Annotated in this window: 12 protein-coding genes; 10 read left to right on the top strand and 2 right to left on the bottom strand. The window is 64.0% G+C overall.

Translation table 11 applies throughout. The annotated features are described in order from the left end of the window. Positions 1 to 40 precede the first annotated feature (40 nt). The 7 genes from KY494_RS03065 to KY494_RS03035 all read left to right on the top strand — a co-directional run bounded on the left by KY494_RS03065 (position 41) and on the right by KY494_RS03035 (position 9,780). Positions 41 to 2,125, top strand: a complete 2,085-nt coding sequence (locus tag KY494_RS03065; protein WP_258194623.1) for a glycosyltransferase — start codon at positions 41 to 43, stop codon at positions 2,123 to 2,125. Between the two features lie 18 nt (positions 2,126 to 2,143). Next, positions 2,144 to 3,613, top strand: coding sequence for a lipopolysaccharide biosynthesis protein (locus tag KY494_RS03060; RefSeq protein ID WP_219889855.1), 1,470 nt, complete (start codon positions 2,144 to 2,146; stop codon positions 3,611 to 3,613). Positions 3,614 to 3,650: 37 nt separating this feature from the next. Further along, entirely contained in the window at positions 3,651 to 4,724 is a 1,074-nt protein-coding gene (locus KY494_RS03055) for a glycosyltransferase family 4 protein (RefSeq protein WP_219889853.1), read from the top strand. Beyond that, a complete protein-coding gene (locus tag KY494_RS03050) occupies positions 4,714 to 6,273 on the top strand; it encodes an MBOAT family protein (RefSeq protein ID WP_219889851.1) in 1,560 nt (519 codons plus the stop codon). Before KY494_RS03055 ends, KY494_RS03050 begins: the two co-directional genes overlap by 11 nt. Before the next feature lie 2 nt (positions 6,274 to 6,275). Continuing rightward, positions 6,276 to 7,466, top strand: a complete 1,191-nt coding sequence (locus KY494_RS03045; RefSeq protein WP_219889850.1) for a hypothetical protein — start codon at positions 6,276 to 6,278, stop codon at positions 7,464 to 7,466. 28 nt (positions 7,467 to 7,494) lie between these two features. After that, the gene (locus KY494_RS03040) at positions 7,495 to 8,688 is read left to right on the top strand and encodes a hypothetical protein (protein ID WP_219889849.1); all 1,194 of its coding nucleotides are present in this window, start codon (positions 7,495 to 7,497) and stop codon (positions 8,686 to 8,688) included. 87 nt (positions 8,689 to 8,775) lie between these two features. Next, on the top strand, positions 8,776 to 9,780 hold the full coding sequence (locus tag KY494_RS03035; protein WP_219137063.1) for a 2-hydroxyacid dehydrogenase: 1,005 nt from the start codon (positions 8,776 to 8,778) through the stop codon (positions 9,778 to 9,780). On the opposite strand, the gene KY494_RS03030 is transcribed toward KY494_RS03035, so the two are convergent. Next, entirely contained in the window at positions 9,769 to 10,131 is a 363-nt protein-coding gene (locus KY494_RS03030; protein WP_219889847.1) for a TfoX/Sxy family protein, read from the bottom strand. The genes KY494_RS03035 and KY494_RS03030 overlap by 12 nt on opposite strands. Before the next feature lie 97 nt (positions 10,132 to 10,228). Between KY494_RS03030 and KY494_RS03025 the strand changes: the two genes are divergently transcribed. The 3 genes from KY494_RS03025 (at position 10,229) to KY494_RS03015 (ending at position 12,148) form a co-directional block, all read left to right on the top strand. Then, positions 10,229 to 10,462 (top strand): hypothetical protein, encoded by a 234-nt coding sequence (locus tag KY494_RS03025; RefSeq protein ID WP_257572386.1) that lies wholly within the window; start codon positions 10,229 to 10,231, stop codon positions 10,460 to 10,462. Further along, positions 10,459 to 10,929: a MepB family protein gene (locus tag KY494_RS03020; RefSeq protein WP_219889846.1), complete on the top strand. Its 471-nt coding sequence runs from the start codon at positions 10,459 to 10,461 to the stop codon at positions 10,927 to 10,929. The genes KY494_RS03025 and KY494_RS03020 overlap by 4 nt, the downstream gene beginning before the upstream one ends. Before the next feature lie 397 nt (positions 10,930 to 11,326). After that, positions 11,327 to 12,148 (top strand): alpha/beta fold hydrolase, encoded by an 822-nt coding sequence (locus tag KY494_RS03015; protein WP_219889845.1) that lies wholly within the window; start codon positions 11,327 to 11,329, stop codon positions 12,146 to 12,148. Positions 12,149 to 12,371: 223 nt separating this feature from the next. On the opposite strand, the gene KY494_RS03010 is transcribed toward KY494_RS03015, so the two are convergent. Next, positions 12,372 to 12,797, bottom strand: coding sequence for a hypothetical protein (locus KY494_RS03010; protein ID WP_219889843.1), 426 nt, complete (start codon positions 12,795 to 12,797; stop codon positions 12,372 to 12,374). Positions 12,798 to 12,800: the final 3 nt, after the last annotated feature.

Here is a 12,800-nt window from a genome sequence, read left to right as displayed (position 1 = left end):
TTACATAGTTTTGTCATGGTAAGACCAAGGAGGCATGTCCTTGTTGACCGTTCTCATGGCGACCTACAATGGCGCCGGCACCTTGCCCCAGGTATTGCGCGCTTACATGGGGCTGCGTTCGCCCGTGGGCGGCTGGCGCCTGGTCATCGCCGACAATGGCAGCACGGACGCCACGGACCGGGTGCTCGCCGCCTTTCGCGGCCGCTTGCCTTTGAGCTATATCTACGTGGCGCGGCGCGGCCGCAGTCCCGCCCTGAATGGCGCCGTCGAGCACGCCTTGGGTTCAAGCGGCGATGGCGGCGAGCTGTTCGTCTTTGGCGACGACGACGCCATGCCCGCATCCGACTGGCTGTGCCGCTTGCAGGACAGTGCGCGGGCCCACCCTGGCTACGCCCTGTTCGGCGGCGCCATCGTGCCCGCCTGGCGGGAAAAGCCGGCCGACTGGCTGCTGCGCCTGACGCCTGTCGGCTTGACGTGGGGCATTACCAGCCCCGACCTGCGCGACGCGCCCGTGTATCCGGGCCTGGTGTGGGGCGCCAATATGGCGATTCGCCGCCGCATTTTCGAGGCGGGCGCCCGCTATGACGAAAGCATCGGCCCGCAGGGAGCCAATTACGCCATGGGCAGCGAAACCAAGCTGAACCTGGAAATATACCGTTCCGGCAACCCTTCCTGGTTCTGTCCCAAGGCCAGGGTGGCACACATCATCCGCGTGCAGCAGGTGCAGCCCGACTGGATATTGCGCCGCTCCTTCCTGTTTGGCCGGGGCCAGTGCCGCCTCGTCGCGCCGGCGCCCAGCGTGGAATGGCTCGGCGTGCCGCGCTGGATGCTGGGCCGCTATCTGCGCGACGGCCTGGCCCGCGCGCGCGCCTGGCTGCGGAGGGACCGCGAAACGCTGTTCCTGTGCCACTGGGAAATGGCCGCGCTGCGCGGCTACTTCCATGAAGCGTGGCGCGGCCGCCGAAAGCGCCTGCCGCGCATTGTCATCACCAGCTATTCCGGCGAACTGGGCGGCATGGAACTGCGCATGGCGCAGGAAGCGCGCATGCTTGGCAAGGCCGGCTATGACAGCATGCTGGCGCTGCGGCGCTTTCCCGGTTTTACCGCCTGGGCGCAAGACCTGCGCGCAAGGCAGATGCAAGTGCGCGTGTACGAGCCGCCCTTGTTTCTCGAACACTGGGCGTGGCGCCGCTGGAATTGGCTGCGCGCCAGGGTCACGGGCGCCTGGCGGCTGCGGCGGCTGCGGCCGGACCTGGTCCATGTGGCGTTTTGCTGGACGGCATATGGCGCCTCCATCCTGTGGCTGGCCCGTCAATGCCGCTTGCCGGCCGTGATCAGCGTGCACAACGCGTTTCCTCTGGAAACCTTCAGCGACTGGCAGCGGCCCCGGCTGGAAGAGGCGTTTCGCGGCGTCAAAGGTGTGTATGCCGTGTCGGACTCGGCCATGCGGCATTTCCTCGACCTGTACCGCGACATGCTGGCGCCGCAGACGCGGCTGGCCGTCATTCCCAACGGCGTCGATACGGACACGTTTATTTTCTCACCGGAACGGAGAATACAGGCGCGCAAGGAACTGGGGCTGCCGCCGAATGCGCTCGTGCTCGGCTGCGTGGCGCGACTCTCCGCGCAAAAGCGCCCGCAAGCGCTGCTGGCCCTGTTCGCCAGGCTGGCGCCGCAGTTTCCCCAGCTACATTTAGTGCTGGTGGGGACGGGACCGCTGGAAGCCATGCTGCGGCTGCAGGCGCAGCAATCGGGTTTGCAGGACAGAGTCGTGTTTGCCGGTTTCCGGCAGCGCGTCGAGCTGCTGATGCCCGCCTTCGACCTGCATCTGCTGTTGAGCAAGAACGAAGGCTTCGGCATCGCCACCATCGAAGCCATGGCTTGCGGCGTGCCGGCCGTGGGCACGGACGTGCCGGGCACCCATGACATCCTGCACGATAGCGAAGGGGGCCTGCTGTTGCCGTTCGACGACGAGGACGCCGCCTGCGCGGCCGTGGCGGACCTGCTGCGCGACCCGGCGCGGCGTCAGCGCATGGGGCGCCAGGCCCGCCTGGAAGCGGAACAGCACTATTCAATGCAGCGGCTGGAGCAGCAGCTGCGCCAGTTCTATGCCGGTCTCGTGTAGCGCCAGGAGCTTGCCCACATGAATGCCACGCGCCATTCCTTCTTCTTTTCCTTTGCTGAAAAGTACACGGTGCTGTTGCTGGGCATAGTCGCCACGATGATCCTGTCGCGCCTGCTGACACCGGCCGAGGTGGGCGTGTATTCGCTGGGCGCCGTGCTCGTGGCCATGGCCCAGGTGGACCGCGATTTTGGCGTGGGTCAGTATTTGATCCAGGAAAAGACCCTGACGATGGAGAAATTGCGCGCCGCGCTGGCGACCAGCCTGCTCGTCGCCTTGCTGCTGGCGGCGCTGGTGCTGGCCGCCAGCGGGCCGCTCGCGCGTTTCTATGAAGAGCCGCGCCTGCAACTGGTGCTGCAACTGCTGTCGATTAACTTCCTGCTGATACCGTTCAGCGCGCTGACCTTGCCCTTGCTGCGGCGCCAATTGCGGTTTCGCGCCATTTATGCGATCAACGCGGCCAACAGCGTCACCAACCTGCTGGTGGGCGTGAGCATGGCCTTGCTGGGACATAGTTACATGAGCCTGGTGGCGGCCGTGCTGGCCGGTTCCACGGCCTCGCTGCTGACCAGCCTCGTCGTGCGCCCCCGCGAACTGCCGTGGCTGCCGGGACGGCGCGGCATCAAGGCCATCATTGCCTTCGGCGCCTACGCGACGGGCGGCGGGCTGGTGGATGAGGCGGGCGTGGTGGCGCCGGACCTGGTCATCGGCAAGATGATCGATATCGAAAGCCTGGCCCTGTTCGGCAAGACGCAAAGCATGCTGAGCATTTTTAACCAGGCCATCACCAGCGCGATCTCGCCCGTCGTGTTTCCCCTGTTCGCGGCGCGCGACCGCGAACAGGGCGGTGCGGGACCCGTGTATGTGCGCACGGTCAGCTATATGACGGCGCTGGCCTGGCCCTTTTTCCTGTTTCTCGCTTGCATGGCCTTGCCTTTGGTCAAAGTGTTGTATGGCCCGCAATGGAGCGCCTGTACGCCCTTGATACGCATCATGTGCCTGTCCTCGGCCGTGTATAGCATATTCAGCATGGCCCGCTACCTGTTCGTGGCGACGGGCCAGATGCGCGTGCAGGCCTGGCTCGATGCCTGGGCGGGCGGCCTGAAGGTGGCGGCGCTGCTGCTGGCAGCGCCGTTCGGGCTGGTGGCCGTGGCCTGGGCCGTGGTGTTCAGCACCCTGTTGCGCAGCTGGCTGATTTACCGCTGCCTGCGGCGCTTCAGCAATCTCGACTGGCGCGTCCTGCTGCCCGTCTTGCGCAAGAGCCTGGCCCTGTGCGCGATCAGCAGTCCGCCGCCGCTGTGCATGCTGCTGTGGATGCCGGCCGACATGCCGCACGCCATCCCGCTGCTGGCGCTGGCCGGCACGGCGCTGGCTACCTTGCTGTGCTGGATCGCCGGTATTTTTCTGTTGAAACATGACATCGCGGCCGAGTTTCTGTTGTTGCAACGTAAGCTGGCAAGCCGCTGGCTGGCCGTCAAATCACCGCAGTGAGGCGCCGCAGGCGGCGCGCACGCCCGAAAGGAAGACCATGCGTGTCGGTATCTTGTCCTACCCGATGCTGTTCCAGCGCGACGGCGGCTTGCAGATTCAGGTACGCGAAACCATTGCCGCGCTGAACCGGCTGCCCCAGCTACCGGCGCGGCCCCTGGAAGTGCAACTGGTCGACGCCAACCATGAGCGGCTGGCCGATTTCGACGTGCTGCACGTGTTTTCGGCCAGCAATGGCACTTACCGCATCATGGAAATGGCCAGCGAGCAAGGCGTCCCCGTGGTGCTGTCGCCGCTGCTGTCGCCCGGCTGGGGCCGCGCCAGCGCCTGGCGCGCGCGGCTGGCCGACTGGCTGGCGGGGCGCCTGACGGAGTGGATGGTGCAAACGAGCTATGCGCAAACGCGGCGCGCCCTGCAGCTGGCCGACGTGGTGATCGCGCTGGGCGAGGCCGAGCGAGATGCCATCGTGCAAGGTTTTGGCATGGGGGCGGACGCCATCCGCGTCTTGCCGAACGGGATCAATCCGCATTTCTTCACGGCCAATGGCGATCTGTTCCTGCGCGAAACGGGCATCGCCGGGCCGTTCGTGCTGATGGTGGGCAGCATTTCAGCGTATAAAAACCAGCTGGGCCTGGCCCAGGCGCTGACGGGGGCCGGCTTGCCCCTGGTGCTGATCGGCGCCGCGCCCCGCGAACAGCAGGCGTATCTGCAGCAGTTGCTGGAATTGCCGCACGTCAGCTGGCTGGGCGCGCTCGACCACGCCGACCCGCTGCTGGCCAGCGCCTACCATGCGGCGGCCGTGGCGGCCTTGCCCAGCCAGGGCGAAGTGTTTCCCTTGAGCGTGCTCGAAGCGCTGGCGGCCGGCACGCCCGTCGTGATGACGGCGCAAAGCGCGCTGGACTTGCCCGATTCCGCGTTCGCGCTGCGCAAGGTGGCCTGGGACGATGGCCCCGCGCAGCGCCAGGCTATCCTCGACTTGCTGGCGCTGCCGCCCGAGCGCGCCCGCGTGCAAGCGCTGGTGGAACGTTTTACGTGGGAGCGGGTGGCGGCGCAAATTGCCGAGTGTTACTACCAGCTGCAGTCCTTGCCTGCCAGGAGGCGCCGTGCTGTTTAACTCCTTCGCCTTCCTGTTCGGCTATCTGCCCATCGTGCTGGCCGGCTATTTTCTGCTGGACCGATTGACGTCCTCCGCCAGCTGGCGCCTGGCGCCGGCCGTGTGGCTGGCGCTCGCCTCGCTGTTCTTCTATGCCTGGTGGGACGTGCGCTATCTGCCGCTGCTGCTGGCCTCCATCTGCGTCAATTATGGCGCCGGGCGCCTGCTGGGGGCCAGCACGGGCGCGGCCCGCAAGCGCGTGCTGGTGGCGGCCCTGGCCTTGAACCTGGGGCTGCTCGCCTACTACAAATATGCGAATTTTTTCATCGACAGCGTCAATGCCGTCGCCGTGGCCGCCGGTGCTGGCGCTGGCAGCCTGCCGTGGCATGGCCTCGACATCATTCTGCCGATCGGCATTTCGTTCTTTACCTTCACGCAGATCGCCTTCCTCGTCGATTGCTACCGGGGCGAGGTGCGCGAGTACCGTTTTATTCATTACGTGCTGTTCGTCAGCTATTTCCCCCATTTGATCGCCGGCCCCGTGCTGCACCACCGCGACATGATGCCGCAGTTCGCCGACCCGGCCAACGCTCACCCGCGCGCGGCCAACTTCGCCATCGGCCTGTCGATTTTCACGATTGGGCTGGCAAAGAAGGTGCTGATCGCCGACAACCTGTCGCCGCTGGCCATCCCCGTCTTCGCCGCCGGGGCCACACCCACCCTGATCGAGGCGTGGATCGGCGTGCTGGCCTATACCTTCCAGCTGTATTTCGACTTTTCCGGCTATTCGGACATGGCCATCGGCCTGTCGCGCCTGTTCGGCGTGAAATTACCGCTGAACTTCAACTCGCCGTACAAGGCGGCCAATATCGCCGACTTCTGGCGCCGCTGGCACATGACCTTGTCGCGTTTCCTGCGAGACTATTTATACATACCGCTGGGCGGCAGCCGCCACGGCGAAGCTCTGCGCTACCGCAACCTGATGCTGACCATGCTGCTGGGCGGCCTGTGGCACGGCGCCGGCTGGACGTTCGTCATCTGGGGCGGCTTGCACGGCCTGTACCTGGTACTGCAGCAGGCGTGGCAGCGCGCGTTCGGCGCTGCGCGGGGGTACTGCTGGCTGCGCTGGTGGCCCTGCGTCCTGACTTTTCTTGCCGTGATGCTTGCCTGGGTCTTCTTCCGCGCGCCCGACGTGGCCACGGCCTGGGACATCACTGGTGCGCTGCTGGGCGCGAACGGCGTGAGCCTGCCGCGCGGCCTGGCCAGTCACGCGGCCAGCCTGGCGCAATGGGGCTTGCATCCGGCGTTCGATGGTATCCGCTGGATCGAACTGGCGGGGCCGGGCTTGCCCGTGCTGCTGGGCGCCATGCTGCTGGCTTTCAAGGCGCCCAATACGCAAGAAATATTCTTTCTTTACGAGCCTGCCATTGAAAGAATATTTCAGCCGACAGGGCGCTGGGCCTTCAGCTGGCGCCCCACGCGCCGCTGGAGCGTGGGGTTTGCCGCTCTGTTCGTCGCCTGCATCTTCGGCATGAACCGGGTCACCGAATTTCTCTACTTCCAGTTCTGAGCATGGACACTTCCGGCCGCCGCTATCTTGTCTGCTTCCTCGCCTGCGTCGGCCTGGTGCTCGGCGCCGTCTCTTTCCTGAACTATCAGGTCGACCCCTACCTGCTGCACCAGTGGGACAGTCCCTTGCTGCAGCGCCCGCGCCAGCTGAACGAAAAGCTCGGCGCCTGGGCCAAGACCTATGCCGTGGCGCGCTACCGGCCGGCCATCATCTACATCGGCAATTCGCGCACGGAAATGGGCTTGCCGACGGGCGTGCGTGCCTTGTTCGACGGCAAGAGGATCTTCAACAGCGCCGTGTCCGGCGCCTCGATCGGCGACGCCATCCGTCTGGCCGAGCATGCGACCAGGGTCAGCCGGGTCGAGACCATGGTGTGGGGCATCGACGCGCCCACTTTTTCCCTGGACATGGGCGCGGTGCGCGTGGAAGACAGCCTGACGGGCGCCCGGCACGGCTTTTTCGTCCAGCGCGCCCTGGTCAACCTGAAGCGCGGCCTGACCCTGGACATGACGCAGGACAGCGTGCGCATCCTGACAGGCAATGCCGGCGATACCTGCCGCTCCAACCTGGCCGTGTATGGGCAGCGCGACGAGACGTGCACCCGCAAGGGCATCAAGCACTGGCTCGGTACCAAGGATGCGATTCCCGTGCGGCTGCAGGAATTCGGCGATGGCCTGGGGCCGACACCGCCCTCGACACCCGCGCTCGACGCCAGTATCGGCAAGCTGTGCCGGCCAGGCATGCGCCTGCGCCTGTACATCAACCCCACGCACGCGCTGACCTTGTACGCGCTGCACTGGCGCGGCAAGTGGGATGCCATGCAGGCCTGGCAACGCGGCCTGGTGCAGGTCGTCGAACGTCACCGCCTGCACGGCTGCGACGTGCGCCTGGTTGATTTTTCCGGCTTTAACAGCATCACGACCGAAGCGACCCCGCTCGTCAGCGGCAAGCCCGACATGCATTATTACTGGGAAGTGTCGCATTACCGGGACAATGTGGGCCGCTTGATCCTGACGCGTTTGTTTGGCGGCGACACGCCGGCGCCGGCCGATTTCGGCGTGGAGCTGACGCAGGCCAACATCGACGCCCACCAGGCGGCCATGCGCGCCGCGCGCGACCGCTATCGCGTGGAACACGCGCGCGAGGCGGCCTATGCGCAGCGGGTGCTGGACGGACCGCTGATCCGGCGTTGAACGTCATTTTCAACTTCCAATTCTGCTCATGGACACTTCCGCCCGCCGCTACCTCGCCATCTTCCTTGCCTGCGTGCTGGCCGCGCTGGCCCTCGTTTCCGCCGTGAATTATCACGTCGATCCGTACTTGCTGCATCAGTGGGACAGCCCGCTGCTGCAGCGATTGCGGCCGACGACCGAAAAACTCAGCGTGTGGGGCAAGACGTATGCCGTGGCGCGCTACCGGCCCGCCGTCGTGTATATCGGCAATTCGCGCACGGAAATGGGCTTGCCGACGACGAGTGTGCGCACTTTGTTCGAAGGCAAGAGTGTCTTCAACAGCGCCGTTTCGGGTGCCTCGATCGGCGAAGCCATGCGCCTGGCCGAGCACGCGGCCAGGGTCAGCCATGTCGACACCATGGTGTGGGGCATCGACGCGCCCTCGTTCTCGCTGGAACTGGGCGCGGCCGGCGTGGAGCCGGGCTTGACGGCCGCCGGCCCCGCGTTCTTCGCGCGGCGCGCCTTGCTCAATATCAAGCGCGGCCTGACGGTCGACATGACGCGCGACACCTGGCGCATCCTCAGCGGTACCTATGACGGCGTCTGCCTGTCCAGCCTGGCGCTGCACGGCCAGCGCGACGAGACCTGCCTCACCAGCCGCAACCGTACCTGGACCGGCACGGCGCGCGCCTTCACGCCGCGCCTGCAGGAGTTTGGCGATGGCCTGGGGCCGACGGCGCCCGCGCTGCGCGCCTTCGATGCCAGCGTCGGCAAACTGTGCCGGGGCGGCACGCGCTTGCGCCTGTACATCAATCCCACGCATGCGCTCACGCTCGACGCCCTGTACTGGCGCGGCAAGTGGGACGCCATGGAAACATGGCAGCGCGACCTGGCGCGGATGGCCCAGCGCTACCGGGGTGAAGGCTGCGACGTGCGCGTGTACGATTTTTCCGGCTTCAACAGCATCACCAGCGAGGCTATCCCGCAAGTGACGGGCGCGCGCGCAATGCGCTATTACTGGGAAGCATCGCACTACCGCGACAATGTGGGCCGCTTCATCCTGGCGCGCCTGTTCGGCGGCCCTGTGCCGGTGCCGGCGGACTTCGGCGTCGAGCTGACGGAAACGGGTATCGCGGCCCACCACGCGGCCATGCGCGCCGCGCGCGCGCGCTACCACGCGCAGCACGCCGAGGAAACAGCGTATCTGCGTCACGTCCTGACCTTGCCCCGCGAACCCAAATAGGCGATCAACGGTGCCAGGCGTACGCCGTGGGGCAGGGCGCTTGCGCTATGATGCAGTTTAGCCATCCAGCAAGTTCCAGGACTCACCATGAAAATCGCCTTCTTTGCCAGCCAGCCCTACGACCGCCGTTTCTTCGATGAAGCCTTGCCATCCCAACCCGAGCCGGACGGCATCGAACTGGTCTACCACAGCGCCTTGCTGAGCCAGGAAACCGCGATCCTGGCGCAAGGCGCCGAGGCTGTCTGCGTCTTCGTCAACGACGTGCTCGACGCGCCCGTGCTGGAAGCCCTGCACGGCTATGGCGTGCGCGCCATTTTGCTGCGCTGCGCCGGCTACAACAACCTCGACCTGGAAGCGGCGAAGCGCCTGGGCCTGTTCGTCGCCCGCGTGCCTGCGTATTCGCCGGAAGCCGTGGCCGAATACACGCTGGCCCTGGTGCAAACGCTGAACCGCCACACGCACCGCGCGTATGCCCGCGTGCGCGAAGGCAATTTTTCGCTGGACGGCTTGCTGGGCTCCACCTTGCACGGCAAGACGGTGGGCATCGTCGGCACGGGCAAGATCGGCCTGGCCACGGCGCGCATTTTTAAAGGTTTCGGCTGCACGGTGCTGGGCCACGACCCGTATCCGGCGCCCGCGTTCGCGCAGCTGGGCACGATGGTGGAACTGCCGCAGTTGCTGGCCGAGTCCGACATCGTCTCGCTGCATTGCCCGCTGATGGACAGCACGCGCCACATGATCAGCGAAGCAACCTTGCCGCTGATGAAGAAGGGCGCCATGCTGGTGAACACCTCGCGCGGCGGCCTGATCGACACGGGCGCCGTCATCGAAGCGCTCAAATCGCGCCAGCTGGGCTCATTGGCCATCGACGTGTATGAACAGGAAAGCAATCTGTTCTTCCAGGACCGCTCGTCCGACATCATCGACGACGACATCTTCCAGCGCCTGATGACGTTCCCGAACGTGCTGGTGACGGGTCACCAGGGCTTCTTCACCATCGAAGCGCTGCGCGAGATCGCTGCCATCACCTACCACAACCTGCAATGCTTCCTGCAGGGCAAGGCGTGCGAAAACAGCGTATTAGCTGCTTGAAGCCGGTTTTCTGGGCTTGGGCGGCGGCTTGGGTTTCGGCGGCGGCAAGGCGTCCGCCGTGCGCCGCGCCAGCTGGCTCAGCCAGTCGCGTTCGTCCCACAGGCCACCATCGATGAGGAAATACGGCTTGGCTTGCGGATAGGGCGGCGCCTCCTGCGGCGTGCCCATGGTACTGATCCAGGCGCGGCCCGCGTCCGTGGGCTTGATGAACAGCTGGTCGTCGGCGACGATGGCGAACATCTTGCCGTCGCAGTACAAGCCGTACTCGCCAAACATTTTCTTGGCGCTGACGCCGCCCGCGCCCGCCAGCTGGTCGAGCAGAAAATCCACCGTGCCTTGCTGTGATGCCATGTCGTCCTCCGAGTGAACGAACAGTGTAGCGCACTGGCCAGGAAAGGCCGGCGCGGCTACACTATCGCCATTGATTTTTTCATATGACTTACTTTCCATGATACCCCAGCATATTATTCACCGCGGCATCACCATCGCCACCCTGGCGGCCGACCAGCCGGTTGACACCCACTGCGCGCCGGGCCAGACGGCCATCCGCGAGCAGGGCGACGGCTGGTGGCTGTATTTTGTCGACGAAGACGGCAAGGTCGACGGCTATGACAGCCCGTTCGCCAGCCATGCCGAGGCGCTGTGGGCGGCCAAGGCCGCAGCCGAGTTCAGCGCGCAATGAAGGCCAGTCCATGGGCCTTCCTGGGCTTGCCGCAAGCGCCCGTGCCGGAAGCGGAAAGCGCGGACTACGGCGCCTGCCGCGCCGAACTGCACGGCAAGCGGCTGGTCTTGCGCGTGGCCAAAACCACGCCGACGAAAACCGGCCAGTTCGTCACCGTCTGGAAGCGTCCCCATCCCGATGCCGAGATCGCCCCGCTCGATGAAGCGGACCCCGTCGATATCGTCATCATCGCCGTGGCCGACGACGATGGCGCGCGGCACGGCTTTTTCATTTTTCCGCGCAGCGTGCTGATCGAACGGGGCGTGATGTCGCGCGCGGGCACCGGCGGCAAGCGCGCGCTGCGCGTGTATCCGCCCTGGTGCGTGCCAGAATCCGCCCAGGCCCTGCGCACGCAGCGCTGGCAGGTGGGGTGGTTTGTGGCGGCGGGAGATCAGCCGCGGCTGGCAAGGCTGCTGGACATCGTCTGACGTTGCCGGCCAAGGGCAGGGCGCACATACTGAACAGCATGGAAAAGCGGAGATGAAATCTTTTTTGGGGAACGAATAGCGTATCGTTCGAATATGAAAGGGGAAGCCCTACACATTCGCCCGTTTGATTCGGCGCGACGAGTCGAACCCGCAGAACGTTTCTGCCGGTGTACTGGCGCGTGACGGCTTCATGACTGAATTCCCGACGCTAATCGGTAGTCTTGCCGGCCTGCCATCCGTTTGAGTATGACGCTTTTAATGGCACAAGCATAAGGTGAACTATTTCATGCCCCATTTTCTCGACCGATTCGGTGACTATCTGCTCGCCAAGGCCATGTAGAGCGAACAAAAGCGCGCGTCACTCCACACTAGAAACCTCGATTTGCCGATGGGCCGGATGGCGTTCTACACCAATCGCCCGGATGTTTCGACCTATCCGGAAGCTGTCATCCTGTTGCACGGCGCCGGTGCCGATAAGACCACGTGGTTGCGCTTCGCCCGCGACCTGCGATGCCAGGCTCCGCTGATCATTCCCGACCTGCCCGGCCATGGGCAAAGCACCGACAGTGTCGATCTGGACTACTCGATTGCCGCGCAGGTGAAATATCTGGCCGAATTCATGCGGGCGCTCTCCCTTACCCGTGCTCACATCATTGGCAATTCGATGGGAGGGGCAGTTGCGCTGGGACTGGCTGCAGCGGCGCCGCAACAGGTAGCATCCCTGATATTGATTTCAGCCGGCGGAACCGGCATGTATGACACGAAATTAATGGAGCACGTCGCGCGGATGGGACGCAACCCTCTCGTGACGATCGAGAGTGAAACCGATTTCAAGAGCATGTTGCGCTTTGGGATGGCGAAGCCGCCCTATCTCCCTGGCATCTTGCTGTCTGCGCTGACCCGCGCTCGCATGGCAAAAAACCGCATCAACGAGAAAGTGGCAGCCGATATCGACAGGAATATGGATCAAACCGCCAAACTGGCACAGATCACTGTGCCGTCGCTGATTATCTGGGGCGATCAGGATCAGATATTACCGCTTCAGAATGCGACATTGCTGGCGCAGGGTTTGGTCAACAGCAAGAAGGTCGTGCTGAAAGATATCGGCCACGTCCCGATGGTGGAAGCGGCCAAACAGGTGGCGGCCCTGTGCAGCGACTTTCTTTCGTCCCCCGCACCGGCCTTGGTGAGTGGTGTCCACGCCGTCAGGCTGCCTTGATTGAAATGACCGGCCGCTTGGCCTTGAGCATTGACGCTTCCGCTCCGCCAAGCTGGCGCCACCGTTGCCGCAAAAGGTCCTTGAATCAAAGACGGGGGGTATTATCGTTGTACTCGCTGCGCGTCACGCACGACATTCTGTCTCGCCAATCTCACGCGGCGGCGTGATCTGGTATGCCTCCAAACTGTGTCAGGCAAAGAAAAAAATTTTCATCAATCCGATATTATTGGCATTCGTTGAGGCCGATGTCGCCTAAAAATACGAACGAATGAGCGGCGATTAGTTTGTAACCTTCGGTTTTGAGTTCAATAGGGCGAGAGAGATCCAATACATTAGATATATGGTAGCACCGCTCAAACCTAAATGCGCTCGGCCACCAAAGAGGCTCAACATTTAACCCGCTAAATCTGTTTTGGATAGGAGAGGAGGCATCTATTACATGTCTATAGTCGGTGTAAAAAGATGCATCTATACCAAGGTATTTGGCATATTCTCGTTCTAATAGCGCCTGCTTCTGGAAGGTTTGGAGGAATCCTGGAAGTTCCTTTTCAAGGTCTACTTCTGCTATGCCGGCTAGTAGCAGTTTTTTCTTAATTTTATCAATACTAGCCAATGCTGTCAGTTGTGCCGTTCCATGCAAGCCCAACATGCT

The organism is Janthinobacterium sp. PAMC25594 (assembly GCF_019443505.1).
GTDB lineage: Bacteria > Pseudomonadota > Gammaproteobacteria > Burkholderiales > Burkholderiaceae_D > Janthinobacterium.
Note: the sequence above shows the minus strand (reverse complement) of the source record. Positions and strands in the feature narration are given on the sequence as shown.